We start from the raw sequence: 26001 nt of genomic DNA on the forward strand, positions 1-26001 counted from the left end.
TTGATCTCGCCGCAGCCCAGGCGGGCACTCTCGACCAGCGGCGGGACCTTCTCGGCAAGGAAATCGATGAACACCCGGACCGCCGGCAGCAACCCGCGGCGGGAGGCGAACACGGCGTGGAAGATGCCCTGCGGCAGCCGCCACTGCGGCAGCACCACCTTCAGCTCCCCGCTGCGCACCGCATCGGCGCACACCGTCTCCGGCAGCAGGGTGACGCCCACGCCTTGGACCGCCAGTGCCATGAGCATCGGGAAGTCGAAGCCGCTCACCCGCGGCTTGAGTTCGATGCGCCGGACCTCGTTCCCGGGCCCGTGCAGCTCCCAGCGCTGGCGGACCTCGTCATCGCTCATGGCCATGGTCACATGGCCCTCCTCCAGCTCTTCCGGGCTGGCCGGCTCGCCCATCCGCCGCAGGTAGTCGGGGCTGGCGACCAGCAGTTCCTGGACCATCCCGAAGCTGCGCATCACCAGGCTGCCGTCATCGTCCAGCCGGGTGCGCACGCGCAGGGCCACGTCGATGCCCTCGTTGATGATGTCGACCTTGCGGTTGCCGACCTGCAGGTTGACCCGCACCTGCGGGTAGCGGGCGAGGAACTCCGGCAGCAGCCGCGGCATCATCTGCTGGGCGATGCTCACCGGCACGCTGGCCCGGATGATGCCCCGCGGCTCGGCGCTGAGCCGGTCCACCGCCTCGCGCGCGGCCTGCGCCTCGCTGAGCATGGTCTGGGCGTGGCGATAGACCGCCCGGCCGACGTCGGTGACCGCGAAGCGGCGGGTCGAACGCTGCAGCAGCCGTACCCCGAGCTCGGCTTCGAGCTGGCTGATGCGCCGGCTCAGGCGCGACTTGGGGATCCCCAGCGCCCGCTCGGCGGCGGCGAAGCCGGAGTGCTCCACCACCATGGCGAAGTAGTACAGGTCGTTGAGGTCGTGCATCCGCTGTTCCCCGCGTGCAACGAATCGGGTTATTTGAGCATCTTTATTGCGCGTCGTCAGTCACCGGCCGGGTCGATGCGCTCCAGCCCGCCCATGTAGGGCCGCAAGGCGTCCGGCACCACGATCGAACCGTCGGCCTGCTGCCCGTTCTCCATCACCGCGATCAGTGCCCGGCCGACCGCCACGCCCGAACCGTTGAGGGTGTGCACCAGTTCCGGCTTGCCACTCTCCGGGTTGCGCCAGCGCGCCTGCATCCGCCGGGCCTGGAATGCCCCGCAGTTGGAGACCGAGGAGATCTCGCGGTAGGCCTGCTGGCTCGGCAGCCAGACCTCCAGGTCGCAGGTACGGGCGGCGGAGAAGCCCATGTCGCCGCTGCACAGCAGCATCCGGCGGTACGGCAGGCCGAGCCGCTCCAGCACCACCTCGGCATTGCGGACCATCCGCTCGTGCTCGGCCGCGCTGTCGGCCGGACGGGTGATGCTGACCAGCTCGACCTTCTCGAACTGGTGCTGGCGGATCATCCCGCGGGTGTCGCGGCCGTGGCTGCCGGCCTCGGCGCGGAAGCACATCGAGTGCGCGGTCATGCGCAGCGGCAGCGCCCCGGCCTCGGTGATCGATTCGCGGACCAGGTTGGTCAGCGGCACCTCGGCGGTGGGGATCAGGTAGCGCCGGCTGCTGGCCTGCGCCGGGTCGCCGATCTCGGTGGCGAACAGGTCGTCCTCGAACTTGGGCAGCTGGCCGGTACCGAGCATCGCCTCGGCATTGACCAGCACCGGGACGCTTGTCTCCTGGTAGCCGTGCTCGCCGGTGTGCAGGTCGAGCATGAACTGCGCCAGCGCCCGGTGCAGCCGGGCAATCGGCCCGCGCAGCACGGTGAAGCGCGCGCCACTGAGGCGGGCCGCGGCCTCGGCATCGAGCCAGCCGTGGTGCGCGCCCAGTGCGACATGGTCGCGGACCTCGAAGTCGAATTGCCGCGGCTCGCCCCAGCGGTGCTGCTCGATGTTGTCGTTCTCGTCGGCGCCTGCCGGGACCCCGTCGTCGGGCAGGTTCGGCAGGCCCAGGGCGAGCGCGTCGAGTTCGGCGCGGATCGCGTCCAGCCGTGCCTCGCTGGCCTTCAGCTCCTCGCCCAGGCCGGCGACCTCGGCCAACAGCGGCGCGGCATCCTCGCCCTTCGCCTTGGCCTGGCCGATCGCCCTGGAGCGCGTGTTGCGCAGGTTCTGCAGTTCCTGGGTACGCACCTGGATCTGCTTGCGTTCGGATTCCAGCGCGGACAGCGAAGCGGCGTCGAGCTCGTAACCGCGGGTCTCGAGCAGACGGCGCGCAAGGTCTTCGGGCTGCTGGCGCAGCAGGGCGGGGTCGAGCATGGAATGCACCTGGTGAAAGCGACCGGTGATTATCGCCCGATCCGGACGCGCCCGTGCGCGGGCGGCCGGACGTGCCCGCCCGCGCGGGCGCGCCATCGCCGCGAACATGCACAATGGGCCGTCACTCCACTGCGCGAACGCCCATGCCGACACCCGACACCGGACCCGGACCCGCACCCCGTCGACGCACAGCACTGTACCCCTCGCCGCGTGCGCTGCTGCTGATCGTGCTCGCCATCGCGCTGGGGGTCGGCGCCTTCGCATTGGTCTGGTTCAACGAGCGCAACGACTACGACTTCTACCGCACCGAGGGCGCCCCGCCGGTCGCCTCGCAGCCGGGCTACCAGCCGTTGCCCGCGCCGTCCGCGGAGCGTCGCGACAGCGGCCTGGGCTTCCCGGAGGAGCAGGAGATCGAGCCCACCGACGCGGTTGCCGGCGACCCGGCGCTGCCCCCGCAGCCTGCCGCCATGCCCGAGTCCGAGCCGACGCCACTGCCACCGGCGGCCAGCGGCGAAAGCCGGCCGCCGCGCCCGATCGCCGGGCAGACTCCCAGCCCGGCCTACCCCGCCGCGGAACTGCGCCGCGGCCGTGGCGGCACCGTGCTGTTGCGGGTCGAGGTCGGCGCCGACGGCCGCCCGACCTCGGTCACCGTCGCCAGCAGCAGCCGCTCGCGCGCGCTCGACCGCGCGGCGATCGCGGCAGTACGCCAGTGGCGTTTCGAGCCGGCGCTGGTCGGCGGGCAGCCGGCAACCGGAACCGTCCGGGTGCCACTGGAGTTCACGCCGCAGCGCTGAGCCGGCCGCCGACCGCCTCAGCCGGCGGGGCCAGGCTCCAGGCCCATGCCACACGCCGTCGCCAGCCCGGCGAAGCCGGGAAACGAAGTCGCGACATTGGCCACGTCGCGTATCCGCACCGGCCCGGGCGTGCACTGGGCGGCGACCGCAAAGGCCATGGCGATGCGGTGGTCACCCAGCGCATCGACCCCGCCTCCGCGTGACAGCGGACCGCTGACCACCGCCCCGTCGGGCCGCTCGTGCACCGTCGCACCGAGGACGCGCAGGCCACGGGCCATGGCGGCGATGCGGTCGGACTCCTTGACCCGCAGCTCGCCCGCGCCGCGCACCAGGGTTTCGCCGCTGGCGCACGCGGCGGCCACGAACAGCGCCGGGAACTCGTCGATCATGTCCGGCACCAGGGCTTCCGGAACCTCGATGCCGGACAGCGGCGCGTGGCGGACCCGCAGGTCGGCGACCGGTTCCCCGCCCTGTTCGCGTGGTTCGTGGACCTCGATGTCCGCCCCCATCAGCTGCAGCACCTGGAGCAGCCCGGTCCGCCGCGGGTTGAGGCCGACCCCCGGCAGCCACAACTCCGAACCCGGGACAATGCTGGCGGCCACCAGGAAGAACGCGGCCGAGGAGAAGTCCGCCGGCACCAACACCTCGGTCGCGTGCAGGCGGTGCCCGCCCGCCAGGCTGGCGACGCCGGGCGCGAACTCCACCGGCCAGCCGAACGCGGCCAGCATCCGCTCGGTGTAGTCGCGCGTCGGCCGCGGCTCCTGGACCCGGGTGCGGCCGTCGGCATAAAGGCCGGCGAGCAGCAGCGCCGACTTCACCTGTGCGCTGGCCACCGGCAGCACGTGGGTGGCGCCGAGCAGCGGATGGCCGCCCCGCACCCGCAGTGGGGGTGTGCCATCGGCCGCGGTGTCGATCCGCGCGCCCATGCGCGCCAGCGGATCCACCACCCGGCGCATCGGTCGCGTCGACAGCGAGGCATCACCGACCAGCACCGAGTCGAAACGCTGTCCCGCCAGCAGGCCGGCGAGCAGGCGCATGCCGGTGCCGGAGTTGCCGCAGTCGAGCGCCTCCGCGGGCGGCTGCAGGCCGTGCAGGCCGACGCCCCGCACCCGCCGTTCGCCGGGTGCCGGTGCTTCGATGCGCACGCCCATCCGGCCGAGGATCCGGCCGGTGGCGACCGTGTCCTCCCCTTCCAGGAAACCGCTGACCCGGGTCTCGCCCCCGGCCAGCGCGCCCAGCATCAGCGCCCGGTGCGAAACCGACTTGTCCCCGGGCACCGGCACCCGCCCCTGCAGGGCGCGGCCGGGGCCCGCGATCCAGTCCTGGCGTCCCGTCATCAGCCGTGCCTGTCGCGGAACGCGCCCATGAACCCGACCAGCGCCTGCACCCCCGCTTGGGGCATCGCGTTGTAGATCGAGGCCCGGATCCCACCGAGCGCGCGGTGGCCCTTGAGCCCGATCAACCCGGCATCCGCGGCCTGCTCCAGGAACAGCGGCTCCAGCGCCGTGTCATGCAGGAAGAACGGCACGTTCATCCGCGAACGCACCGCCGGCACGACCGGGTTGCGGTAGAAGCCGCCGGAGCCGTCGATCGCGGCGTACAGCGCGGCGGCCTTGCGCGCATTGCGGCGCTCGAACTCCGGCACCCCGCCCTCGGCCAGCATCCACTTGAACACCAGCCCGGCCAGGTACCAGTTGAAGGTCGGCGGGGTGTTGAGCATCGAACGCGCAGCGGCGTGGGCGCGGTAGTCGAAGATCGGTGCGCGCGGCTGCCCGGCGCGCTCGAGCAGGTCCGGGCGGATCACCGCCAGCGAGACGCCCGAAGGACCCAGGTTCTTCTGCGCGCCGGCATAGACCATGCCCAGCCGGCTGAAGTCGAGCGGCCGCGCGGCGATGCTCGAACTGAAGTCGCCGATCAGCGGGGTGTCCCCGACCTCCGGCACGCCGGCGAACTCGATCCCGTGGATGGTCTCGTTGTCGGTGTAGTGCAGGTAGGCCGCGCCGGGCGAGCGCCGCCACTGCGCGACCGGCGCGATGTCGACATACCCGGCAGTGGCCCCGTCGGCGGCCAGGTTGACCGCCACCATCGGCTCGGCCTGGCGCACCGCGGTCTCGCCCCAGTGGCCGGTCACCACGTAGTCGGCCACCTGCCCCGGCGCGGCGAAGTTCAGCGCGATCAATGCCTGCTGGGTGGTCGCACCCCCGGTGAGGAACAGCACGGCGTGGTCGTCGGGAATCGCCAGCAGGCGGCGCAGGTCGGCTTCGGCCTGCTCGGCGACCTCCATGAAATCCGGACCGCGATGGCTGAGCTCGAGCACCGAGGCACCGGTGTCGCGCCACAGCGGGAGCGTGTCGCGCGCCTGCTCGAGGACGGCTTCGGGCAGCGTGGCAGGGCCAGCGCTGAAGTTGAACGCGCGTTCCATCGGGATCTCCTGATACGAATCAACCAGCGTGGCCGAACCGGCCCGGGACGAACCGTCGGCTCAAGCGCCCCAGGTAAGCAACAACGCCAGCACCCCGGCGATCAATGCCGCCGCCAGCAACACCCAGGGCAGATGGCGCCATGAGCCGCCTGCCGGCGTTTTCGCGACGTGCTCGAACGTCTCCGCCGGGTACTCCGGCGCAACCTGCTTCAGCACCGGCGTGCGCGTCAGTGGCGACTCGACCACAAAGCGCTGGGCATTGCCGACCAGCAGCTGGTCACCGGCCCCCAGCACCGCCTCCCGGACCGGATGGCCGTTGACCAGGCAGCGCGCCTGCTCGCCCGCCTGCAGCATGACGCCGCGGCCGTGCGGCAGCAGGCACAGGTGGCGGTCGACGATGCCCGGTTCCTCCAGGCGGATGTCCGCATCGGCGGCGCTGCCCAGCGTGCGTGCGCGGTCCAGGGTGAAGCTGCGGCCGTGGTGCAGCCCGCCCACGCCGCGCAGCACCTGGCGGGTGGCCGCCGGCATCTCCAGCCCGTCGTCCGGGGCGCTCCGGGGCTCCGGCCCGAGCAGCCCGAGCTCGATGCCGTCGATGTGCACCGCGTCCCCGGCGCGCAGCAGCGCCATGCGTTTGACCGGCCGGCCGTTCACGTGCACGCGGCTGCCACCCTCGCGCAACTGCAGCCAGCTGCCGCGGCCATCGATGCTGACCTGGATGCGCGCCTCATGGCCGCGACCGACCAGCCGCAGGCCCTCGGGGCCGTGGCCGACGGCATGCACGCCCGGCCCGAGCACCAGGTCTTCGCGGCTGCGGTCAGGGAATCGGAATCGAAGGGTTTCCACGCGGCGGGAATCTACCACGCCACGCCCCGTGGGCGGGCGCCGCGCCGCATCGCTTGATCGTGCCGGGGGCGGAGTCACAATGTGTTCCCACCCCACGGACGCCCGCATGGCCAGCATCGACATCCGCCACCCGCATTCCCTGCCCCCGGCGCACGCACGCCAGCGGGTCCAGGAAGTCGCCGAGATCCTCACCCAGCGCTTCGGCGTGCATAGCGAGTGGGACGGCGACATCCTCGGCTTCTCCGGGATGGGGGTGGAGGGCCACCTGGCGCTGCTGCCCGGCGAACTGCATTTCAGCGCGCAACTAGGCTTCCTGCTGGCCGCCATGCAGGGGTCCATCGAACAGGAGGTCCGCCGCGTGCTGGCCGAGCGCTTCGGTTGACCGTGCCTGCGGTCACCCCGCGCATGCGCCGCCGTCCTTACCGTGCCAGCCGCCGGCCCACTGGAGATAGCCCGCCCCCATGCCGACCCTGAGCTTCATTGCCATCACCCTGCTGGTCACGGTGGTGGCCGGAGGCGCGACCAGTTTCTGGGTGCGCCGCAACCGCTATCGCAACCTGGTCCGCTGCGCCGGCCTGCGCGCGCTGTCGGCGATGCGCTGGCGGGAGTATTCGCGGTTCGTGGTCGAGGGGCTGCAGCAGCGCGGGTTCCATCCCAGCCGCCAGCAGCCGGACGCCGACCGCGGCCAGGACGCCGACCTGTTGCTAATCCGCGGCGGTCATACCTGGCTGCTCGGTTGCCGCCAAGGCCTGGATTCGCAGATGGGAACGGAGGCGGTCGAACGGCTGGCCCGCTCGGTGCGCCTGAGCGAGGCGCGCGGTGGCGTGCTGGCGACCCTGGGCGGGTTCACCCCGGCCGCGCGCAAGCTCGACATGGGCGTGGAGCTGATCGACGGCCCCGCGCTGTGGTCGCTGGTCGAACCGGTGCTGCCGGACAGCCTGCTGGAGGACGTGCGCGCCCAGGCCAAGGGGCAGATCCACCGCGAGGGACTGCTGGGCTGGCTCATCGCCTTTTTGCTCGGCATGGCCCTGGCCTGGCTGTTGACGCCCTACCTGGCCGCCGATTCCGCAGCCCCGGCCGCACCCATTATTGGCAATGGCCCGGACGCTACGACCCCGGAGGTCCAGGCACCACCGGAGGCCGCGCCACCGCCGCTGCCCGATGACCTGCTGCGTCCGGTCGCACTGAGCGAGGAGGAGCAGCGCGGCCGGGTGCTCGACGAGATCAGCGCGCTCCCCGACGTGCGCCATGCCGGCTGGGCCACCCGCTCCACCCTGGTGGTGCGGCTGGAGCACCAGGCCGATGATGCGCTGATCGACACGATCTGCGGCATCCTGCTGCCCTACCCGTTGGTGCGCGACCAGCGGGTGCAGTTGCAGCCGCCGGAAGGCGGCGGGCGGGTGCGGTTTACCCAGTGCGCGCTGTATTGAGACGGAGCCGGACCTCAATACGCTCCTGGCCCCAGGTGCCCCGCTTGGGCTACACCCCTTTTCCGAACCAGTGCGGCTCGTGCGCGAGCGCGAGCAACTCGCGGTCCTCCGGGGTGTCGCCGTAGGCGAAGACCCTGTCGAAGCGTTCCGGAGGAAACCGGGCCATGACGCGGCGGGCCTTTTCCGCCCGGACACACTGCGCGCCCAGGTAGCGACCGGTCAGCCTGCCGCCACGCTGCTCCAGCAATGAGCACAACAGCTCGAGCCCCTGCTCGCGGCACCAGGGCCGCAGGTAGACATCGAGTCCGCCGGACACCACCACGACGGTATCCCCGCGCGCCTTGTGCCAGGCGATGCGCTCCATGGCCGTGGGACGGAGCACACCCGGCAGGAACTCCCCGGCAAACCGGCGCCCCCGAACTTCCAGTTCGTCACCGGGCACCCGCCAGAAGCCGAGGAAGCAGATGACCGCCCGGATGGCCACGCCGGAAACGAGCCCGGCCTTGTAGCCGAGCACCAGCGGCAACACCAACAGCTTTGCCAGCCGCTGGCGGCCGGGCCGCACCGCTGCGTACATGAAGTCCGGCATCGTCTCGCGGGTGGTGATGGTCCCATCGAAATCGAAGAGCGCCAGGTCGGATCGATGCCCACGCCGCTGCATCGCGCCGTCCGTCGCGTTGACCACTCCCATATGGATGCACTCCTGCGCTGGCGTCCGGAGGAGCATAAAGCCCCCGTGGCCCTCCGGTCGCCCACGCAAAAACGCCCCCGCGAAGGGGGCGCTTCGTGCCCTCAGGCCCGGGATCAACGTGCTTTCTTGCTGCTGCTCTTGTCGTCCTTCCCGGAGGCCGACTTGCTCTGCTTCTGGTTCTGGCTGCCTTGGCTTTCCTGGCCCTGCTTGCTCTTGCTTTGCTGGCTCTCGTTGCTCTTGGTTGGCATGACAGTGTCTCTCTCAGGCAATGCCGGGATTCCGGCTGCGCCAGATCACTCCCGTCGCGATCAAACAGGCGTGAAAACGACAGTCCATGCCTGAAGCGTTCACACTGGCCCGCCCGGAGACGGTCGTCATGAGCCCGTCGCGGCGAGCTGCTGGCTGACCCACCAAGTGGTGCCGCCCGGGTCGCGGACGCCGCCCCGCTTGTCCGCATCATCCTTCTGGACCGGCGCCTGCACCGACGTGGCACCGGCCCGCAGGGCGCGCGCATGGGTCGCGTCCACATCGGCGACGTAGACGTGTACATGGGCGTGCACCGCCGGCCAGCCCTCGATCGCATCCGCAAGCATCACCACGCTGTCGTCAATGCGCACCTCGGCATGCCGGAGCCGGCCGCCTTCGCCGGGGACGACCCGCAACGGTTCGCCATCGAAAACGGCCCTGAGGAAATCGACGGTGGCCTGGGCGCCGTCGACCAGCAGATAGGGTGAAACGGAGTTGTAGCCGTGGGGTTTGAATGCCATCGGTGCTCTCCTGTGGATGTCCGGCGATCGGCCGCCTCAGGTCTCCGGGTCCGACCAGACCGCGAACTCGTTGCCGCTCGGCTCGGTGAAGTGGAACCGGCGCCCGCCAGGAAACGAAAAGATGGGCTTCACGATCTCCCCGCCGGCTGCCGTCACCCCGGCGAGGGTCTCCTCAAGCTGCCGGCTGTAGAAGACGAGCAGCGCACTGCCCTGCCCAACACGGGCGGCCAGCCCGGAGCGATAAAAACCACCATCCAGGCCCTGGTCCGAAAACGCGGCGTAGTCCGGGCCGTAATCCTCGAACGACCAGCCGAACGCCTTGCCGAAGAAGCGTTTCGTCGCCTCCAGGTCGCGTGCCGGGTACTCGACGTAGTTAAGCTTCTCGTGCGCTGGCATGTGTGCCTCCTCAGGCTGCGTCCCGAATCCGCGCGCAGTGCGATGCGCGCCTCGGCTTCCGGAGCATCAGCTGCCCCAATCAGTGAACACCCCGACGGCCAGCTCGGCCCAGATCCACAGGAAGACCGCCGCGCAGGCAAGCCCGACCAGCAGCCGGTGCCGGCGCTGGACCTTTCTGGCCAGGAATACGAACAGGCTGGCGATGCCGAACAGGAGCACGCCCATGACCAGGAAGTCGGACCTGGTCCACACCACTTCCGGGGTGAACTGCATTGCCACCAGCGGGCTCAGCAACAGCAAGCCGGTACCCAGCGCGATCCACAGGAACACGCTGTTGCGGACTAGAGGGTCGTTGGTTCTGGCGATCATTGGTGGAATTCCGTATCGGGTGACCCGGACAATAAAGGAGTGCGCGTACGGTGGCGGCCCCTACCCGAATGCAATCCGGTACGGCCGTTCGATCGCGTCGCGCAGCTGCCCCAGCGAGAATACGCGCCCGAACTCCGCGAACTTGCGCCCGTCGAACCAGACCTGCACCACCGGCAGGGAAAAGACCCCCTCCTGCGCGCAGACCGCCGAGGCCGCGCCCTGGCAATCGAGGTAGCAGGATTCCAGCGCGGGGAACTCGTCCGCCAGCATCGCGTCCAGCTTTGGCTTCAGTGCCCGGCAGACACCGCAGTCCCCGCCACCGAACAGCAGCAGCACCGCGCCCTGCCTGCGCCGCTCCAGTTCTGCGGGGTCGTGGACCTCCTGCATCAGTCGACCTGCAGATGCCGCCGGAAGAACGCAACGACCGCGGCATTCAGGGTCCGATGCCAGGCTAGCCGGTCGAATCCGTCCGGATCCTCGCAGATCCCGGGCGCCGTTTCCGCCAGCCGCGGGGTACACGGCGCCAGGTAGGCGAAGTGGCCCGCCCCTCTGGCGAGGTGGTACTCGGGCGCGGCAGGCAGCGCCGTGCGGATGGCCTCGATGTGTTCGAACTCCACGCCGTCCCCGCCCTGCTCCGAGGCCCACAGCTGGACCGGCACGCGCACCGTCCGCAGCCCCGCGGCATCGAACAGGTTCAGCGGATCCACGACCACGGCCGCACGGATGCGTGGGTCGGCGACGGGTTCCAGCGTCGGCTCGCCAATCCGGATCCCGCGACACAGGGGCATCACCAGCGACCACCAGCGGGCGCACAGACGCTCCCCTGCGGCAGCCACGCTGGGTGTCGCGCCGGCCAGCGCCAGCGCCGTGTACCCGCCCCGTGAGAACCCGAATACTCCGATTGCTTCGGGATCAAGCTGCCGGCGCGAGCGCCAGCCCTCCAACATGAAGGAGACGACCCGGCTCGCATCCCGCGGCCGGGATTCGAATATGCCGACCTGCTGCGCCGCCGAATCATCGCCGAAGCTGTCCCCCGGATGGTTGAACGTCACCACCACGAAGCCCGCGTCCGCCAATGCCGTGGCGGTGTCGTGGTGCCCCATGAGGGTGCCACCCTGTCCGTGCGAGATCACGACCAGGGGCAAGGCGTCGCCCTCCACGGGGCAGCCGGGGTTGCCCTGCAAGTCATACGGACCCGAGCGGGCGGAAACCGGAGCACTCGCGCAGGGGCTCCACACCATGGCCTGGATGGCGGGCCCGGCGCCTGATGCCGGCACCTCGGCGCGCTCGTAGCCGGCGGCCAGCGCATTTCCGCCCGTGGCAATGAACGCGAGTACCGCGCCGAGCACCAGCCGGGGCGAAGGAAAGATCACGCCTGGCCGCCCGGGCGCAGTTCGATGCCCAGCGCCGGCGCGACCGCGCGCATCGCCTCGTTGTCGCGGCTCAGGGTGATCCAGCCCGCGAGGGTGTCGGTGCCGGTTTCCCACAACCACAGGGTGTAGCCGTAGGCACGCAGGGCGTCGTAGCCCACCTGCAGCAGGTCGGGAATGCTCGCGCCAGCGAGGAATTCGTCGTCGGTCGGGTCCTCTACGCCCCAGTCGAGCTCGAGGTTCCAGCGGGCCACGAGTTCGTTGATGCTTTCGATGAACGCGGCCGCGTCCCCGTCGTGGAGCTGGAAGCCGGATTTCCAGTCGATGATGTCCTTCAGCACCCAGGCCGGCTCGAACTCGTCCTCGCCGGCGTCGAGGGTGGCATCGCGGTAGCCGTCGAACTGCTGCAGCGCGGTTTCCTCGTCGCCGGGGTTGATCAGCAACAGCAGTTGCCAGACCAGCGCTTCGGTATCGGCGTCCTCGTCGATCACGGATTCGGGATCCAGGCCGGCGAAGTTGTCGTCCGGGTCGAACTCGTCGTCAGGTCTGTGCATGTCGGCCACGTGGACGGGCGGGCCGCACAGGATAATCGCAGCGGCGCCGGCGCACGCCGGCACCGGCCGTCTGCGGGTTCCCGGCCGTGCTTCCGCGCTGTCGTTTGCGCCGCCGAGCCCGCAAACTGTGCACATGACCACGACCCCACGGGGCGCATCCGACGCCCGCGCCGAGCTGCCCGGCGATTCGCTCGAAACCCGCCTGCGGGAGGCCACCGACCTCCTCGAGGCCGTCGCGGCCGACCATTCAATGCTCGACGTGCTGGACGCCGCCACCCGCGAGCGCCTGCACCGTGCGCTGGCCGCATTGCACGCCCCGTCCGATCCGGCGGCACGCCGCCAACGGCGCAAGCAGCACAGGCGCGACCGGGTACAGACCCGGAATGAGCACGACGACGCGATCCTCGACGCCACCGGCATCCGCACGCTGCGCCGGCAGCCGGTGTTCACCACGCCCAACTACCTGCCGCCCGCGGGCTTCGAGCCGCGCGACGTCGACGCCGACGTGCCGCCGCAGCACGAGGTACTGGAGCCGCAGCAGTGTTACGTGTGCAAGCACAGGTACACGCGCATCCACCACTTCTACGACCAGCTGTGCCCGCAGTGCGCGGAGTTCAACTTCGCCAAGCGCACCGAACTCGCCGACCTGCGCGGACGCGTGGCGCTGCTGACCGGCGGGCGGGTCAAGATCGGCTACCAGGCCGGGCTGAAGCTGCTGCGCTGCGGCGCGCGGCTGATCGTCACCACCCGCTTCCCACGCGACTCCGCGGCACGCTACGCGCAGGAGCCGGACTTCGCCGAGTGGCGGGACCGGCTGGAGATCTTCGGGCTCGACCTGCGCCACACGCCCAGCGTGGAAGCGTTCTGCAGCGAGCTGCTGGCCACCCACGACCGCCTCGACTTCATCATCAACAACGCCTGCCAGACGGTGCGCCGCCCACCGGAGTTCTACGCCCACATGATGGCCGCCGAAACCGCCGCGCTGCAGGATGCGCCCAAGCACGTGCGGCGCCTGCTCGGACGCTACGAAGGCCTGCGCGCGCACGCGCTGCTGCCCGAAGGCGACGCCGCCGCGCTGGCCGGCCGCGACCTGCACCAGGAGGCCGCCGCCGGCCTGACCCGCGCCGCCGAGCTCTCGCAGGTGCCGCTGCTGGCCGAAGAACTGCTCGGCCAGTCGCACCTGTTCCCGGAGGGACGCCTGGACCAGGACCTGCAGCAGGTCGACCTGCGCGGCCGCAACTCATGGCGCCTGTTGATGGACGAAGTGCCGTCGGTCGAGCTGCTGGAAGTGCAGCTGGTCAACGCGATCGCGCCGTTCCTGATCAACGCGCGGCTGAAGCCGCTGATGCTGCGCACGCCCGACGGCAGCCCGCCCACGCCCGACCGCCATATCGTCAACGTCTCCGCGGTCGAGGGCCAGTTCTACCGCAACTTCAAGACCACCCGGCACCCGCACACCAACATGGCCAAGGCCGCGCTGAACATGATGACGCGCACCTCGGCGGCGGATTACCACGGCGACGGCATCCACATGAACAGCGTCGACACCGGCTGGGTGACCGACGAGGACCCGGTGGAGATCGCCGCGCGCAAGACCCGCGAGGAGCGCTTCCACCCGCCGCTGGACATCGTCGACGGTGCGGCGCGCATCGTCGACCCGATCATTGCGGGGCTGAACACCGGCGAGCATGTGTGGGGGCAGTTCCTGAAGGATTACCGGCCTACGGACTGGTAGCGCGTTGGCGTGAGCCAACCATCAGGCGTACGCCTGCCATAGCAACGCCGCCCCAACGACGATGAGCCCGCAATGGACGCAAACCAGAAACACATGCTCGTTGAAGTGCCGGTTTGCCATGCGACCGGCAAGGATGGCGGCAACAACCACCGGCAGGGATAGAAGGTAGTAGTTCGTTACCTCCGGGGTCCACAGCCCCGCCATCCAGTAGCCAGCCATGACCACAGCACTGGCGGGAAGGAAGTAACCCTGCAACGTCGCGCGAAAGTGCTGGGGAGACCAGCGGCGAAGCGTCCCGTAAGCAACCAGCGGCGGGCCGTTCATCCCGTATGCGCCACCCAGGATGCCTGCCAGGAAGCCGAATAAAGGCGCGAACCGGTCGGACTCCAGCTTCACCGAGTAGCGGTTGAGCAGGAGATAGGCGGAGAAAACAATAATGACCACCGCCAGGGCAGTCTTGACCGTTCCCGTGGGTGCGGCCGACAGAAGCCAGAGGCCAAACGGGACTCCAAAGAGAGTGGAGGCAAACAGCCAACCCGCACTGCGCATGTGGATGTGGCGCCAGTCCTGGGCAACTGAAACCACCGAAACAGTGATGGACACGAGAACGGCCACCGGTGCCGCCACCTCCACCGGAACAATGAGCGCGAGCAGCGGCACGGCCACCAGCGCCTCGCCGAATCCAAACGCGGAACGAATGAATGTAGCGATGAAAAGTACTACCAGTACTTCAAGAAGCATCCAACCCCCGGACCGCGCCTCACAACGCAGCGAGTCATTCGCGCTCGCAGGCTAATGGGCGCTTGACCTCGAAAGCAGGTTCAGCACCGCAACGCCGCTGACGATGAGGCCAATGCCCACAAATGCCCATCCATCAAGTTTCTGCCCGTGCAGCAGCCACGCAATGGCCGCGACCAGCACGATGCCCACTCCGGACCAGACCGCATAGGCGATCCCGACGGGTATGGATTTCAGCACCAGGGACAGGAAGTAAAAAGCAAAGCCGTAACCGGCAACCACGACAAAGGACGCGACCGGCTTCGTAAACCCCTGGCTGGACTTGAGCGCGGAGGTCGCGATGACCTCGCCGACGATGGCGAGAGCGAGAAACAGCCAACCTTTCATACCTCACCTCCAGTAATTCAACTTGGCAGGAACGCGCGGGGAGCTTAAAGCGCAAGCCTCACAACGCATCCCGCAGGCCCGCCAGCACGGCACCGGCGCCACCACGCAGGTGCAGGTCGGCCTGCCCGGCATGGGCGCTCTCGTCGGGATCGACCAGGATCACCCGCGCCCCGCCCCTTCGCGCGAGCCCCACGAGCGAGGCCGCAGGCTCCACCTGGCCCGAGGTGCCCACCACCAGCAGCAGGTCGCATCCGCGGATGGCCGCCTCGGCCCGTGCCCAGGTCTTCGTCGGGAGGGACTCGCCGAACCAGACCACCCCGGGACGGATGAAGCCATCGCAGTGCCCGCAGCGCGGCGGCTCCAGGCGCTGGCCGGGCTCCATGGTCTCCAGCGCGGGCACGTCGAAGCCGGTGAACGGCCGGTTGCAGACCGAGCAGCGCAGCTTCATCAGCTCGCCATGCAGGTGCAGCACCCGCGAGGAACCGGCGCGCTCATGCAGGTCGTCGACGTTCTGGGTCACGACGGTGAGCGCCGTCCAGCGCGCCTGGAGCTCGGCGAGCGCCCAATGCCCCGCGTGCGGCTGGACGGTGGCCAGCTGCGCCATCCGGTACACGTACCAGCCCCACACCAGCGTCCGGTCCCGCTGGAACGCCATCGGGGTCGCCAGCTCCTCCGGCTTCCACCGCGACCACAGACTGTCCTTGCCGCCACGGAAGGTCGGGATGCCGCTCTCGGCGGACATGCCGGCGCCGGTGAAGATGACCGGACGGGCGCTGTCCCGCAACGCGGCGGCGGCTTCCTGCAAGGCGGGTTCGTCACTCATGGCAATGGCCCCTTTGCATCCAGTGCCGACCGGCCCGCCGGGTAGACGGCCCTGTCAGGATTCGCAGCCCACCGCGGCGATCGGCCCCTTTGCGTCCACGCGCGCGGCGGCCCGCGCGGTCCGGCGGGCCCAAGCGTAGATCATCAACCCGACCACCGCAGTGGCGGCGCCGACGTAGCCCGTCGAGGTCCAGCCAAAGCCGGCGGTGATCGCCATGCCGCCCAGCCACGGGCCCAGCGCGTTGGCGGTATTGAACGCGGCATGGTGGGAGGCCGCGGCCAACGTCTGCGCCCCGCCGGCCACGTCCATCAGGTGCGACTGCAGGATGGGTCCCAGCGCGCCCATCAAGCCGATGGCGACGGTTGCCAGCACGATGGTCGGCAGGCTGCCTGCCAGCAACGGAAACAGCAGCAGCGCCGCGACGGCCCACGCCAGCACCACCCACACGCCACGCAGCTTGTACCGGTCGTACAACCAGCCACCGGCGAAATTCCCGATCACCCCGCCCACGCCAAAGCCGGCCAGGCCCAGCGGTATCCAGGCCGCCGCTACGCCGGTCACTTCCAGCATGGTCGGCGCCAGGTAGCTGAAGACCGCGAACATGCCGGCAAAGCCGATCGCACCGATGCCCAGCGCCTGCCACACCGGCAGCCGGTTGAAGGCGCGCAGTTCCGCCAACGGCTTCGTCTTCGGCCCGTCGACGTGCGCCGGCAGCCATACCGCCAACAGCACCGCGGTGAGGCCCGCGATGAGCGCCACCGCGGCATAGACCCAGCGCCAATCGATCGCCTGCCCCGCCCAGGTCGCCAGCGGATTGCCGACCAGGATCGCCAGGGTCAAGCCCAGCATGACCAGGCTGACCGCGCGACCACGCCGGTGCGGCGGACTGATCGCCACCGCCGTCAGCGCCGCCACGCCAAAGTAGGCGCCGTGCGGCAGGCCGGCAATGAAGCGGAACAGCAGCAGGCTGCCGTACGTCGGTCCCACCGCGCTGACCAGGTTGCCCAGCGCGTAGAAGCCCATCAGCGACAGCAGCAGGGTCTTGCGCTTCCACCCCGCGCCCAGGATCGCCAGCAATGGGGCCCCGACCACCACGCCCAGCGCGTAGGCGCTGATCAGGTGGCCCACCTGCGGCTCGGTCACGCCCAGCGAGGCGACCATGTTGGGCATCAGCCCCATGCTGGCGAACTCGCCGGTGCCGATGGCGAAGCCGCCCAGCGTCAGCGCGAACAGGATCAACCCGGTCTGGCGCGGGCTCAGCGTGGTGGTGACCTGGGGGGAGGGGGAATCGGGGGAGCGGACAACGGGCATCCGGTATTTTGCCGTAGCACGGCGGAACCATTGCGGCTGTGGCTGGAACAATGCATTGAGGCTCAGAACGAACGCCCATCGACGGGCACCCGCTTCAGGGACGACAACTCCACGCCTTCCAGGCAGCGCACCAGGCTCGCCTCCGGACTGACTCAGCTACGATCAACAATCTTCGTGATTTGCCCATCGCCGAACCAGAACTCGGACTTGCCCTGCAGATCAAGCAGGATGCCGGCTGACGGACCGTCGGGAATGTCTGCGGCCAGCCTGCCCCGGAAGGCGATGGTTGCAGCGGCAAAGTCACGACCGAACTCCAGGCCCGTGACGCGCTGCTGGCGCTCGGAGAATAAAGACCTGGACTGCTCCGCCAGTTGCCGTAGCTCGTCGATCCCGCTTGTGGCCGCCGTGAGTTGATCGCCAGAGTAGTTCTCGAAACGCATGTCCTGGGAAACAAGCGACAACATGCCGTCAATGTCGAAGGAGTTGTAAGCGACCAGGTAGCGGTCAATAAGATCCTTCATGTCTGCGTTGTCCATGACTTCTCCATGTACACCTGATGTCTGAATGACGCCGCGCCGTGAAGCGGTGTCGACCCTGAGGAACCGCAGGCCCCGCGCCGCCGGATCTGGGCAGTGCCCACCGATGGCTCTCCGAAGACTGAATCGCCCCGGCTTCTGTAGACACCCCGAAGCCTCAAATTGATTGCCGCTTTTCGAACTCTACCGGAGGCAGTCCGTTGTTGTGCCCGTGCTGCCTGCGGGTGTTGTAGAACATCTCGATGTAGTTGAAGACGTCGGCCTTGGCCTCGTCGCGGGTGGCGTAGATCCGCCGCCTGATGCGCTCGCGCTTGAGGAGCTGGAAGAAGCTCTCGGCGACCGCGTTGTCATGGCAGTTGCCGCGCCGGCTCATGCTGCTGACCAGACCGTGGGCTGTCAGGAAATCCTGCCAATCGTGGCCGGTGAACTGCGTTCCCTGATCGGAGTGAATGAGCAGTCCGGCGGGCGGCTTGCGGCGCCACACCGCCATCATCAACGCCTGCAGCACCAGATCGGTGTGCATGGTCGATCCCATCGCCCAGCCGACGATCTTCCGGGAGAACAGGTCCATGACCGCCGCCAGGTACAGCCAGCCTTCGTGGGTGCGGATGTAGGTGATGTCGGTGACCCAGGCACGATTGGCGGCCACCGGGTCGAACTGCCGCGCCAGATGGTTGTCGGCGACCACGGCCGGCTTGCCTCCGCGCATGCCGGGTCGGCGGCGATAACCAACTTGCGCCCGCAAGCCTTCACCACGCATCAGCCGGGCCACCCGGTGCTTGCCGCAGCGCTCGCCCAGATCACGCAAGTCGCGGGCAACCTTGCGATAGCCGTACACGCTGCCGCTCTCCAGCCAGGACTGCTTGATCAGACCCAGTACGCGCCGGTCGTCCTTGGCCCGTGCCGACAGCGGCGCCCGGCGCCAGGCGTAGTAGCCGCTGGGGTGCACGCCCAACACCCGGCACATGCTGCGCACCCGGAACTCCCGTTCGTGGTCGCGCATGAAGGCGTACTTCACCCGGACTGCTTGGCAAAGTACGCCGCGGCTTTTTTTAGAATGTCGCGCTCCTCCGTGACCCGGCGAAGCTCCGACTTGAGCCGGCGCAGCTCGTCCGCCTGGTCCGCCGTCGCTGCCCGCTCGGGCCCGGACCGGCCGTACTGCTTCCGCCACGTGTAGAGGCTGTGGATCGACACCCCCAGCCGATCGGCCACCTCTGCCACCGAGTGGCCGCGGTCCGTCACCTGCCTGACCGCCTCAACCTTGAACTCTTCCGTGTACCGCTTGCTGCTCATGGACACTCCTGCTGTTGCCGTGGATATGGCTGCAGGGTGTCTACGAAACACGGGGCGATTCATTCGTTGTGTCATCGCCGCCTTAAGTCTTCAAGTGGGTGGTGTTTCGTTGCCTAACTATTATTAGATCCCCGAAGCGAGGTGTAACACCGTCTCGGGCGCACCCCCCGACACCGGGCACATCCGCGCAAGTCCAGCATTCATGCAGCTTCGCCCCCCTTTCGCCCCGTCCGGCCTCCCGCCGTACACACAGTTATACGCCACTGCCGGGGCGGTAATCCAATACCGCCCCGGATTCGTCGGATAACACGTTTACCACCCTGCCAGCATGTTCCGTCTGCTGGCGTCATGAGCCCAGACGCCCCTGCCGCCAGCAGCTACCATCCGGTCCCTTTACGGTTGGACCCGCCCATGCTCCTGATCCTCCTCAGCGCCCTGTGCAGCGTCTCCGTCGCGGTGCTGCTCAAGCTCGCGCCGCGCTGGCGGCTGGACATGCCGCAGCTGGTGATGTGGAACTACCTGGCGGCCAGCGGGCTGTGCTGGGTCCTGCTCTCGCCGCCGCTGGAAAACCTGCAGCGGCCGGATACCCCTTGGCCGGTGCTGCTGGGACTGGCGGTGGTGTTGCCTTCGCTGTTCCTGGTGCTGGCGGCTTGCGTGCGGGCGGCGGGCATCGTGCGCACCGACGTGGCGCAGCGCCTATCCCTGCTGCTGTCGCTGCTGGCGGCCTTCACGGTATTCGGTGAGCAGGCCTCGGTGATCAAACTGGCCGGCCTGGCGCTGGGGCTGGTGGCGGTCGCCGGCATCGTGGTTCGGCCCGAGCGCGGCAGCGGCCCGGTGCAGGGGCAGCGTGCCTGGCTGTTGCTGCTGGTGGTCTGGGGCGGCTTCGCCTTCGTCGATGTGATGCTCAAGGTGGTCGCGCAGGCGGGCACGCCCTCCTCCGCCTCGCTGCAGGTCGCCTTCGCGTTGGCCTTCCTGCTGATGCTGTTCTGGCAGCTGGTACGGCACTGGCGCGGGCGCACCGAGCTTGAGGTGCGCCACCTGGGCGCGGGGCTGCTGTTGGGGCTGCTCAATTTCGGCAACATCTATTTCTACGTGCGCGCACACCAGTCACTGCCCGACAGCCCGGCGGTGGTGTTCGCGGCGATGAACATCGGGGTGGTGGTGCTGGGCACGCTGGTGGGCATCGCCGCCTTCGGCGAGAAGACCGGGCGCTGGAACCGGCTGGCTATCGTGCTGGCGGTGGCGGCGATCGCATTGATCGCGCTGGCGCCCTGAGGGTAGGCAGCCCCGCTCGCCGATAGCATCATTAGGCTCCGCGGGGCGCCCCTCCTGCCATACGACATGCGCCAGGCACAGCCTACCTGGCGCCCAAGGAAACACTTGAAGATGTTCCAGAACGCATTCAACTCCCTCGACCGCATCATGCGGAACGACGAGGGTCTGTCCTCTGAGCTCGACTACGCCGAGCAGACCTCTTGGCTCCTGTTCCTCAAGTACCTCGACGACATGGAACGCGAGTGGGCGGACGAGGCAGCGCTTGAAGGACGCGACTACGACCCCGTACTTGAGCCGGACTTCCGCTGGGCCACTTGGGCAGTACCCCGCGATGTGGATGGCAAGCCCGACCCCAACGCCCGTACCGGCAAGGACCTGATCGACTTCGTAGACGACCAGCTGTTCCCTTATCTGGAATCGTTCCGGGAGGCCACCGATGATCCGGACAACATCGAATACAAGATCGGCGAGGTCTTCGCCGAGATCGCAAACCGCTTCCGCTCCGGCTATACCCTGCGCGACGCGCTGGAGGTCATCGACACCCTGGATTTCGGCAGCTCCCAGGCCAAGCACGAGCTCTCCGACCTGTACGAAACCCGCATCAAGCGCATGGGCAACGCCGGTCGCAACGGCGGCGAGTACTACACCCCGCGCCCGCTGATCCGGGCCATGATCCAAGTGGTGCAACCGGTGATCGGCGAGACCATCTATGACGGCGCGTGCGGGTCGGCCGGCTTCCTGTGCGAGGCGTTCGAGTACCTCAACCGCGACGACCTGGCCGCCAGGGACTGGAACGCGCTGCAGACCAGCACCTTCTACGGCCAGGAGAAGAAGTCACTGGCCTACGTGCTGGGCCTGATGAACATGATCCTGCACGGCGTGGACGCGCCCAACATCCGCCACACCAACACCCTGGCGGAGAACGTGCGCGACTACCGGCAGAAGGACCTGCACGACATTGTGCTTGCCAACCCGCCCTTTGGCGGCGGCGAGCGCAAGGAGGTGCAGCAGAACTTCCCGATCAAATCCGGCGAAACCGCGTACCTGTTCCTGCAGCACTTCATCCGCAAGCTCAAGGCCGGCGGCCGCGCCGCCGTCGTCATCAAGAACACCTTCCTCTCCAACACCGACAACGCCAGCGTCGAGCTGCGCCGCGAGCTGCTCACCACCTGCAACCTGCATACCGTGCTCGACTGCCCGCAGGGCACCTTTCAGGGTGCCGGGGTGAAGACCGTGGTGCTGTTCTTCGAGCGCGGCGCGCCCACCCGCAAGATCTGGTACTACCAGCTCGATCCGGGCCGCAGCTTGGGCAAGACCAACCCGCTCAACGACGAGGACTTGGCTGAGTTCGTCGAGCTGCAACCCAAGAAGCCGACTACCCCGAAAAGCTGGACGCTGGACGTGGCGGATATCGATGAGGCCACCTGCGACCTTTCAGCCAAGAACCCGCACGCGGCGGAACAGGCGCCAATGCGCAGCCCGGAGGAGATCATTGCTGACATGCTGATCCGGGATGAGGAGACGCGGGGGATTCTGGAAAAGGTGAGGGAGTTGCTGTGACATCGCGAAAATGGGCCGAGGTGACCCTAGGAGATGTGCTTGAGGTCCAGAACGGGTTCGCTTTCTCGTCAAAGAAATTCTCTTCAAGTGCCGGCATGCCTCTAATCAGGATCAGAGATCTCAAGGACTCCGGTAAGAATGCAACCCGCTTCGATGGAGCGTTCGACGAGGCTTATCTGGTCTCTGATGGCGATTTATTGATCGGCATGGACGGCGAGTTTGTTTGCTACCAGTGGAGCGGGGGCAGTGCGCTTTTAAATCAACGAGTTTGTAGGCTCCACGGGTTCTCGGGCGACCTTCATGCAAGGTTTCTTTTCTACGGCATCAACGAATTTCTGACAAAAATCGAAGAGGAAACGCCCTATACGACTGTGAAGCATCTCTCATCAAGGACGATCAAGAGTATTCAGTTCCCATTGCCGCCCATGGATACGCAAGAGCGGGTTGTGGCAATCCTCGATCAAGCCTTCGCCGCCCTTGACCTTGCCCGCGTCCATGCCGAGGCTAATTTGAAAGATGCAGGTGATCTGCAAGATGGCTTGATCGCGAATGCGATCGACCACGCGACTGCTGGCGGTACCGAATCGATCAAGCTCGGGGAGCTATGCAAAATCGCACGCGGCGGATCCCCTCGGCCCATCAAGAAGTTCCTGACCACTTCCGCCGATGGCATCAACTGGATCAAGATTTCCGATGCGACCGCGAGTGGTAAATTCATAAAGTCGACCAAGGAAAGAATCACGAAGGATGGAGTTTCGCGGTCTAGGCTGGTAACTTCTGGCTCGTTCCTGCTTACGAACTCGATGAGCTTTGGCAGGCCATACATACTTCGCACAGAAGGGTGTATTCATGACGGATGGCTGGTCCTCGAGCCGGACTACTCGAAGGTCGATCAGGATTACTTGTACTACCTGCTTGGGTCCAGGCAGGTTTTCAACGAGTTTGATCGGCTCGCTGCCGGTTCGACGGTCAGAAATCTGAATATCAACCTGGCTTCCAGCGTTATTGTCATGCTGCCGCCGCTCCATAAGCAACGTGAAGCGGTGAACCGCATCGAATCCGCTGTCACACTCAGCACGAGGCTCACTGATCGGTACCGTGACCAGCTGTCCGATTTGGGGACTCTCCGCCAATCCCTGCTCCAGCAGGCCTTCTCCGGCCAGCTCACCTGACGGGAAAACCCTGCAGCCATCCCTCAGGCAGACAGGCGCAACTCCGTATGCAGCCCCGCCCGTGCGGCCAGGGTCAGCAGCATGTCCAAGCTGAAGTCTTCCACCTTGCCCTTGATCAGTCGCGAGACGCGCGGCTGGGTGATGCCAAGCTGGCGGGCGGCTTCGACCTGCGTCCAGCCACGCTCCTTCAAATGTTGGGCGGTGCGGATCATGACCTCGGCGCGCAGCTTCATCACTTCCGCCTCAGCCGGATCAAAGCCCATGTCGAGGAACACGTTGCCGCTGCTGGCGGTGATGCGGGTGTCTTCGTCTTTCGCGGTCATGATTGATCTCCAATCGACTTGTAGCGCCTGGCGGCCAGCTCGATATCGCCTTTCGAGGTCTTCTGCGTCTTCTTCTGAAAGGCATGCAACACGTACACCGCATCGGCGAACCTGGCGACGTACACCAACCGGAACGCGCCGTTAGCGGCATCCCGGTAGCGAATTTCATATGCGCCAGCGCCGATTACACGAAGCGGTTTGAAGTCATCCGGGGTGCCGCCGTACTGCACGGTCATCAACTCGATGCCAAGGGCGTGCCGCACCCGGGCAGGCATGGCGCGCAGGTCGTCCAGGCTCGAGCCGACGAATTTCAGCGGTTTCATGGGCAAAATATCCCGATATCTTCAAATATGCAAGAAGTTGCATACACGGCGTCGTGTCACTATCACCATCCGCCGTTGAAGGCATGCGGGGCATCAGGGAAGGTCAATTTGCTGGGTAGGGAATTCCTGCCAGCCGGCCACACGCACCGCTGAGCCGGGGTACCATCCCGACGGACTGACATGGACCCGGGGAGCCCATGATCGAAACCGAAGCCGACACCCGCGCCAACCGCATTGACCCTGCGCTGCGCGATGCCGGCTGGGGCGTCGTGCCCGGGTCCCACATCGCCCGCGAGCTGACCATTGCGCCCGGCCGCATCCTCGGCGGCGGCCAGCGGGCGGCAAAGGTTTCGGCCGACTATGTGCTGAGCTATCGCGGCCGGGTGCTGGCGGTGATCGAGGCCAAGCGGGCCGGGCTGGGGCACACCGCGGGCGTGGGACAGGCGAAGCAGTACGCCGGCCTGCTCAAGGCGCGCTTCGGCTACTCCACCAACGGCGTCGGCTGGTACGAAGTAGACATGCAAACCGGCGCGGAGGGCGGCTTCGAGCTGCCGTTCCCGGCGCCGGACAAACTGTGGCAGCGCTGCTTCCCGCAGGGCAACGACTGGCGCGAGCGTTTCGGCGCGGTGCCGTTCGAGACCGGCGGCGGCAAGTGGCAGCCGCGCTACTACCAGCACAACGCCATCACCGCGGTGCTGGAGGCCATCGCCCAAGGGCGCGAGCGGATCCTCCTGACCCTAGCCACCGGCACCGGCAAGACTTCGGTCGCCTTCCAGATCGCCTGGAAGCTGTTCCATTCCAAGTGGAACCTGAGCCGCGACCCGGTGCGCCGCCCACGCATCCTGTTCCTGGCCGACCGCAACATCCTGGCCAACCAGGCTTACAACGCGTTTAACGCGTTCCCGGCCGATGCACTGGCGCGGATCAGTCCAGAGGAGATCCGCAGGCAAGGGAGGATCCCGCGCAACGCCAGCGTGTTCTTCACCATCTTCCAGACCTTCATGACAGAAGGCCGTGCGGGTGAGGAGCCGCAGCTCACCTTCCAGGGCTACGAGCCGGACTTCTTCGATTTCATTGTCATCGACGAGTGCCACCGCGGCGGCGCCCGGGATGAAAGCACCTGGCGCGGCATCCTCGAGTACTTCAAGCCGGCCGTGCAGCTGGGCCTGACCGCCACGCCCAAGCGTGATGCCAACGCCGACACCTACGCCTACTTCGGCGAGCCGGTCTACACCTACGCGCTGAAGGAAGGCATCGGCGACGGCTTCCTTACCCCCTTCAAGGTGCGGCAGATGGCGTCCACCCTGGACAGCTACCGGTTCTCCGACGAGGACGAGGTGCTGTCCGGCGAGATCGACCCCGAGCGCGAATACACCGAAGCGGATTTCAACAGGAAGCTGGTCATCGACCAGCGCGAGCAGAGTCGCGTCCAGGAGTTCATGGACCAGATCGATCAGCGCCAGAAGACGCTGGTGTTCTGCGCCACGCAGGAGCACGCCGCCCGCATGCGCGACTTCATCAACCAGGTCAAGGACAATCCCGATCCGCTGTACTGCCAACGCGTGACCGCCGACGACGGCAAGCTGGGCGAAAAGCACCTGGAGGACTTCCAGGACAACACCAGGACCCTGCCGACGATCCTCACCACCTCGCAGAAGCTCTCCACCGGCGTGGACGCTCTCAACATCCGCAATATCGTGTTGCTGCGCCCGATCCGCTCGATGATCGAGTTCAAACAGATCATCGGTCGCGGCACCCGCACCTTCGACGGCAAGGACTACTTCACGATCTATGACTTCGTGAAGGCCTACGAGCACTTCAACGACCCGGAGTGGGACGGCGAGCCGTTGCCGCCGGAAGCGCCGGGTGAGCCGCGACCACCGAAAGGCGATCCGCCGCCCGACTACCCCTTGCCCGAACCGCCCGGCGGTGTCGGAGAGGCGCCGCCCATGGAAAAGGTGGTCGTGAAGCTCGCCGACGGCAAGGAACGCCGCATCCGCTACGTTGCCGCGACCACCTATTGGTGGAACGGCCGCATGATCACCGCCCAGGAGTTCATGCAGCAGCTGTTCGGCGACCTCAGCCAACTTGTCGTCACCGAAGATGAACTCCGCGAAACCTGGAGCGACCCCGACCATCGGGAAGCCTTTCTTCAGCGCCTCACTGACCTGGGCTACGACCGCGACCGTCTGGACGATATGCGCCGCCTGATCGATGCACCGAACAGCGACGTGTTCGATGTGCTGGCCTATGTGCGTTTCGAGCTCGCACCACTGGCACGGTCAGAGCGAGCGCGCGCGGCTCGCAAGACCGGCCTGGGCGGGTACGAACGGGAGATGCAGGGGTTCCTGGATTACGTGCTCGGCGCGTATGAACTGCATGGAGTCGAGGAGCTGTCATCGCGGAAGCTGAGCGACTTCCTGCGGATCCGGTATGGCGGCACCAATGATGCAAAGCGGGCGCTGGGGAGTGTGGCCGAGATCCGGAATGCGTTTGTCGGCATCCAGGGGCATCTGTACTCGACACATGGGAACCGCTGAGGCCCGCGGCCGGCTCCGGCATACTTGCACGCGGTTCCCCGCCCGGTATTGCG

Annotated in this window: 28 protein-coding genes and 1 pseudogene; 8 read left to right on the forward strand and 21 right to left on the reverse strand. The window is 67.6% G+C overall.

Annotated elements, in window-relative coordinates:
* Window positions 1-8 precede the first annotated feature (8 nt).
* Window positions 9-932 (reverse strand): annotated as a pseudogene (locus tag LY625_RS02030) (LysR substrate-binding domain-containing protein); the annotation flags it as partial.
* Window positions 933-988: 56 nt separating this feature from the next.
* Window positions 989-2296, reverse strand: coding sequence for a serine--tRNA ligase (serS, locus tag LY625_RS02035; RefSeq protein ID WP_233737331.1), 1308 nt, complete (start codon window positions 2294-2296; stop codon window positions 989-991).
* 143 nt (window positions 2297-2439) lie between these two features.
* On the opposite strand from serS, the gene LY625_RS02040 reads away from it, so the two are divergent.
* Window positions 2440-3090, forward strand: a complete 651-nt coding sequence (locus tag LY625_RS02040; RefSeq protein WP_233737332.1) for an energy transducer TonB — start codon at window positions 2440-2442, stop codon at window positions 3088-3090.
* 17 nt (window positions 3091-3107) lie between these two features.
* Here the strand turns inward: LY625_RS02040 and aroA are convergent, their stop codons facing one another.
* The 3 genes from aroA to LY625_RS13460 are packed head-to-tail and all read right to left on the reverse strand — an operon-like array spanning window position 3108 to window position 6373.
* The gene (gene aroA, locus LY625_RS02045; protein WP_233737333.1) at window positions 3108-4427 is read right to left on the reverse strand and encodes a 3-phosphoshikimate 1-carboxyvinyltransferase; all 1320 of its coding nucleotides are present in this window, start codon (window positions 4425-4427) and stop codon (window positions 3108-3110) included.
* Entirely contained in the window at window positions 4427-5512 is a 1086-nt protein-coding gene (gene serC, locus LY625_RS02050) for a 3-phosphoserine/phosphohydroxythreonine transaminase (RefSeq protein WP_233737334.1), read from the reverse strand. Before serC ends, aroA begins: the two co-directional genes overlap by 1 nt.
* 60 nt (window positions 5513-5572) lie before the next feature.
* The gene (locus LY625_RS13460; protein ID WP_233737335.1) at window positions 5573-6373 is read right to left on the reverse strand and encodes an FHA domain-containing protein; all 801 of its coding nucleotides are present in this window, start codon (window positions 6371-6373) and stop codon (window positions 5573-5575) included.
* Window positions 6374-6461: 88 nt separating this feature from the next.
* Between LY625_RS13460 and LY625_RS02060 the strand changes: the two genes are divergently transcribed.
* The gene (locus LY625_RS02060; RefSeq protein WP_233737336.1) at window positions 6462-6737 is read left to right on the forward strand and encodes a polyhydroxyalkanoic acid system family protein; all 276 of its coding nucleotides are present in this window, start codon (window positions 6462-6464) and stop codon (window positions 6735-6737) included.
* Between the two features lie 79 nt (window positions 6738-6816).
* Window positions 6817-7785 (forward strand): restriction endonuclease, encoded by a 969-nt coding sequence (locus LY625_RS02065; protein WP_233737337.1) that lies wholly within the window; start codon window positions 6817-6819, stop codon window positions 7783-7785.
* Between the two features lie 49 nt (window positions 7786-7834).
* Here LY625_RS02065 and LY625_RS02070 read toward each other — a convergent pair whose 3' ends face one another.
* The 8 genes from LY625_RS02070 to LY625_RS02100 all read right to left on the reverse strand — a co-directional run bounded on the left by LY625_RS02070 (window position 7835) and on the right by LY625_RS02100 (window position 11932).
* A complete protein-coding gene (locus LY625_RS02070) occupies window positions 7835-8476 on the reverse strand; it encodes an HAD family hydrolase (RefSeq protein WP_233737338.1) in 642 nt (213 codons plus the stop codon).
* 113 nt (window positions 8477-8589) lie between these two features.
* Window positions 8590-8724: a hypothetical protein gene (locus tag LY625_RS13345; protein WP_255703234.1), complete on the reverse strand. Its 135-nt coding sequence runs from the start codon at window positions 8722-8724 to the stop codon at window positions 8590-8592.
* 126 nt (window positions 8725-8850) lie between these two features.
* Entirely contained in the window at window positions 8851-9243 is a 393-nt protein-coding gene (locus tag LY625_RS02075) for a VOC family protein (RefSeq protein WP_233737339.1), read from the reverse strand.
* 36 nt (window positions 9244-9279) lie between these two features.
* A complete protein-coding gene (locus LY625_RS02080; RefSeq protein ID WP_233737340.1) occupies window positions 9280-9639 on the reverse strand; it encodes a VOC family protein in 360 nt (119 codons plus the stop codon).
* Between the two features lie 66 nt (window positions 9640-9705).
* Window positions 9706-10008: a hypothetical protein gene (locus LY625_RS02085; RefSeq protein WP_233737341.1), complete on the reverse strand. Its 303-nt coding sequence runs from the start codon at window positions 10006-10008 to the stop codon at window positions 9706-9708.
* Window positions 10009-10068: 60 nt separating this feature from the next.
* Window positions 10069-10395 carry a thioredoxin family protein gene (locus LY625_RS02090; protein ID WP_233737342.1) on the reverse strand — a complete coding sequence of 109 codons (327 nt, stop codon included), beginning with the start codon at window positions 10393-10395 and terminating at the stop codon, window positions 10069-10071.
* Complete coding sequence (locus tag LY625_RS02095) at window positions 10395-11381, reverse strand: alpha/beta fold hydrolase (RefSeq protein WP_233737343.1); 987 nt, start codon at window positions 11379-11381, stop codon at window positions 10395-10397. The genes LY625_RS02090 and LY625_RS02095 overlap by 1 nt, the downstream gene beginning before the upstream one ends.
* Window positions 11378-11932, reverse strand: a complete 555-nt coding sequence (locus LY625_RS02100) for a hypothetical protein (RefSeq protein WP_233737344.1) — start codon at window positions 11930-11932, stop codon at window positions 11378-11380. The genes LY625_RS02095 and LY625_RS02100 overlap by 4 nt, the downstream gene beginning before the upstream one ends.
* 133 nt (window positions 11933-12065) lie before the next feature.
* Between LY625_RS02100 and LY625_RS02105 the strand changes: the two genes are divergently transcribed.
* Window positions 12066-13667 carry an SDR family oxidoreductase gene (locus tag LY625_RS02105; protein WP_233737345.1) on the forward strand — a complete coding sequence of 534 codons (1602 nt, stop codon included), beginning with the start codon at window positions 12066-12068 and terminating at the stop codon, window positions 13665-13667.
* Between the two features lie 21 nt (window positions 13668-13688).
* On the opposite strand, the gene LY625_RS02110 is transcribed toward LY625_RS02105, so the two are convergent.
* The 6 genes from LY625_RS02110 to LY625_RS02135 form a co-directional block, all read right to left on the reverse strand.
* Window positions 13689-14408 (reverse strand): sulfite exporter TauE/SafE family protein, encoded by a 720-nt coding sequence (locus LY625_RS02110; protein ID WP_233737346.1) that lies wholly within the window; start codon window positions 14406-14408, stop codon window positions 13689-13691.
* A gap of 51 nt (window positions 14409-14459) precedes the next feature.
* Complete coding sequence (locus tag LY625_RS02115) at window positions 14460-14792, reverse strand: Qac family quaternary ammonium compound efflux SMR transporter (RefSeq protein WP_233737347.1); 333 nt, start codon at window positions 14790-14792, stop codon at window positions 14460-14462.
* 58 nt (window positions 14793-14850) lie between these two features.
* Window positions 14851-15615: an NAD-dependent deacylase gene (locus LY625_RS02120; RefSeq protein ID WP_233737348.1), complete on the reverse strand. Its 765-nt coding sequence runs from the start codon at window positions 15613-15615 to the stop codon at window positions 14851-14853.
* A 54-nt stretch (window positions 15616-15669) separates the two neighbouring features.
* Entirely contained in the window at window positions 15670-16926 is a 1257-nt protein-coding gene (locus LY625_RS02125; RefSeq protein WP_233737349.1) for an MFS transporter, read from the reverse strand.
* A 152-nt stretch (window positions 16927-17078) separates the two neighbouring features.
* On the reverse strand, window positions 17079-17462 hold the full coding sequence (locus tag LY625_RS02130) for a nuclear transport factor 2 family protein (protein ID WP_233737350.1): 384 nt from the start codon (window positions 17460-17462) through the stop codon (window positions 17079-17081).
* Between the two features lie 157 nt (window positions 17463-17619).
* A protein-coding gene (locus tag LY625_RS02135) for an IS3 family transposase (protein WP_233737351.1) occupies window positions 17620-18755 on the reverse strand; the annotation gives its coding sequence in 2 pieces (ribosomal slippage) (window positions 17620-18518 and window positions 18518-18755; 1137 coding nt in all).
* Between the two features lie 411 nt (window positions 18756-19166).
* Here LY625_RS02135 and LY625_RS02140 point away from each other — a divergent pair.
* The 3 genes from LY625_RS02140 to LY625_RS13465 all read left to right on the forward strand — a co-directional run bounded on the left by LY625_RS02140 (window position 19167) and on the right by LY625_RS13465 (window position 22762).
* Window positions 19167-20030, forward strand: a complete 864-nt coding sequence (locus LY625_RS02140; protein WP_233737352.1) for an EamA/RhaT family transporter — start codon at window positions 19167-19169, stop codon at window positions 20028-20030.
* A 111-nt stretch (window positions 20031-20141) separates the two neighbouring features.
* Window positions 20142-21590: an N-6 DNA methylase gene (locus LY625_RS02145; RefSeq protein ID WP_233737353.1), complete on the forward strand. Its 1449-nt coding sequence runs from the start codon at window positions 20142-20144 to the stop codon at window positions 21588-21590.
* Window positions 21591-21610: 20 nt separating this feature from the next.
* The gene (locus tag LY625_RS13465) at window positions 21611-22762 is read left to right on the forward strand and encodes a restriction endonuclease subunit S (protein WP_343223452.1); all 1152 of its coding nucleotides are present in this window, start codon (window positions 21611-21613) and stop codon (window positions 22760-22762) included.
* A gap of 23 nt (window positions 22763-22785) precedes the next feature.
* On the opposite strand, the gene LY625_RS02155 is transcribed toward LY625_RS13465, so the two are convergent.
* Both LY625_RS02155 and LY625_RS02160 read right to left on the reverse strand, forming a co-directional pair.
* Entirely contained in the window at window positions 22786-23085 is a 300-nt protein-coding gene (locus LY625_RS02155) for an XRE family transcriptional regulator (RefSeq protein ID WP_233737355.1), read from the reverse strand.
* On the reverse strand, window positions 23082-23417 hold the full coding sequence (locus LY625_RS02160; RefSeq protein ID WP_233737561.1) for a type II toxin-antitoxin system RelE/ParE family toxin: 336 nt from the start codon (window positions 23415-23417) through the stop codon (window positions 23082-23084). The genes LY625_RS02155 and LY625_RS02160 overlap by 4 nt, the downstream gene beginning before the upstream one ends.
* A 188-nt stretch (window positions 23418-23605) precedes the next feature.
* Here LY625_RS02160 and LY625_RS02165 point away from each other — a divergent pair, with 188 nt between their 5' ends.
* Window positions 23606-25948: a type I restriction endonuclease subunit R gene (locus LY625_RS02165; protein ID WP_233737356.1), complete on the forward strand. Its 2343-nt coding sequence runs from the start codon at window positions 23606-23608 to the stop codon at window positions 25946-25948.
* Window positions 25949-26001 lie beyond the last annotated feature (53 nt).

This window comes from Lysobacter sp. GX 14042 (assembly GCF_021390425.1).
Classification (GTDB): Bacteria; Pseudomonadota; Gammaproteobacteria; order Xanthomonadales; family Xanthomonadaceae; genus Novilysobacter.

What these genes read in the sequence shown, in the direction of transcription:
- serS (WP_233737331.1), bottom strand. Translation starts at nt 2,296, where the DNA reads ATGCTCGACCCCGCCCTGCTGCGCCAGCAGCCCGAAGACCTTGCGCGC.
- LY625_RS02040 (WP_233737332.1), top strand. Translation starts at nt 2,440, where the DNA reads ATGCCGACACCCGACACCGGACCCGGACCCGCACCCCGTCGACGCACA.
- aroA (WP_233737333.1), bottom strand. Translation starts at nt 4,427, where the DNA reads ATGACGGGACGCCAGGACTGGATCGCGGGCCCCGGCCGCGCCCTGCAG.
- serC (WP_233737334.1), bottom strand. Translation starts at nt 5,512, where the DNA reads ATGGAACGCGCGTTCAACTTCAGCGCTGGCCCTGCCACGCTGCCCGAA.
- LY625_RS02060 (WP_233737336.1), top strand. Translation starts at nt 6,462, where the DNA reads ATGGCCAGCATCGACATCCGCCACCCGCATTCCCTGCCCCCGGCGCAC.
- LY625_RS02065 (WP_233737337.1), top strand. Translation starts at nt 6,817, where the DNA reads ATGCCGACCCTGAGCTTCATTGCCATCACCCTGCTGGTCACGGTGGTG.
- LY625_RS02070 (WP_233737338.1), bottom strand. Translation starts at nt 8,476, where the DNA reads ATGGGAGTGGTCAACGCGACGGACGGCGCGATGCAGCGGCGTGGGCAT.
- LY625_RS13345 (WP_255703234.1), bottom strand. Translation starts at nt 8,724, where the DNA reads ATGCCAACCAAGAGCAACGAGAGCCAGCAAAGCAAGAGCAAGCAGGGC.
- LY625_RS02075 (WP_233737339.1), bottom strand. Translation starts at nt 9,243, where the DNA reads ATGGCATTCAAACCCCACGGCTACAACTCCGTTTCACCCTATCTGCTG.
- LY625_RS02080 (WP_233737340.1), bottom strand. Translation starts at nt 9,639, where the DNA reads ATGCCAGCGCACGAGAAGCTTAACTACGTCGAGTACCCGGCACGCGAC.
- LY625_RS02085 (WP_233737341.1), bottom strand. Translation starts at nt 10,008, where the DNA reads ATGATCGCCAGAACCAACGACCCTCTAGTCCGCAACAGCGTGTTCCTG.
- LY625_RS02090 (WP_233737342.1), bottom strand. Translation starts at nt 10,395, where the DNA reads ATGCAGGAGGTCCACGACCCCGCAGAACTGGAGCGGCGCAGGCAGGGC.
- LY625_RS02100 (WP_233737344.1), bottom strand. Translation starts at nt 11,932, where the DNA reads ATGCACAGACCTGACGACGAGTTCGACCCGGACGACAACTTCGCCGGC.
- LY625_RS02105 (WP_233737345.1), top strand. Translation starts at nt 12,066, where the DNA reads ATGACCACGACCCCACGGGGCGCATCCGACGCCCGCGCCGAGCTGCCC.
- LY625_RS02110 (WP_233737346.1), bottom strand. Translation starts at nt 14,408, where the DNA reads ATGCTTCTTGAAGTACTGGTAGTACTTTTCATCGCTACATTCATTCGT.
- LY625_RS02115 (WP_233737347.1), bottom strand. Translation starts at nt 14,792, where the DNA reads ATGAAAGGTTGGCTGTTTCTCGCTCTCGCCATCGTCGGCGAGGTCATC.
- LY625_RS02120 (WP_233737348.1), bottom strand. Translation starts at nt 15,615, where the DNA reads ATGAGTGACGAACCCGCCTTGCAGGAAGCCGCCGCCGCGTTGCGGGAC.
- LY625_RS02125 (WP_233737349.1), bottom strand. Translation starts at nt 16,926, where the DNA reads ATGCCCGTTGTCCGCTCCCCCGATTCCCCCTCCCCCCAGGTCACCACC.
- LY625_RS02130 (WP_233737350.1), bottom strand. Translation starts at nt 17,462, where the DNA reads ATGGACAACGCAGACATGAAGGATCTTATTGACCGCTACCTGGTCGCT.
- LY625_RS02140 (WP_233737352.1), top strand. Translation starts at nt 19,167, where the DNA reads ATGCTCCTGATCCTCCTCAGCGCCCTGTGCAGCGTCTCCGTCGCGGTG.
- LY625_RS02145 (WP_233737353.1), top strand. Translation starts at nt 20,142, where the DNA reads ATGTTCCAGAACGCATTCAACTCCCTCGACCGCATCATGCGGAACGAC.
- LY625_RS02155 (WP_233737355.1), bottom strand. Translation starts at nt 23,085, where the DNA reads ATGACCGCGAAAGACGAAGACACCCGCATCACCGCCAGCAGCGGCAAC.
- LY625_RS02165 (WP_233737356.1), top strand. Translation starts at nt 23,606, where the DNA reads ATGATCGAAACCGAAGCCGACACCCGCGCCAACCGCATTGACCCTGCG.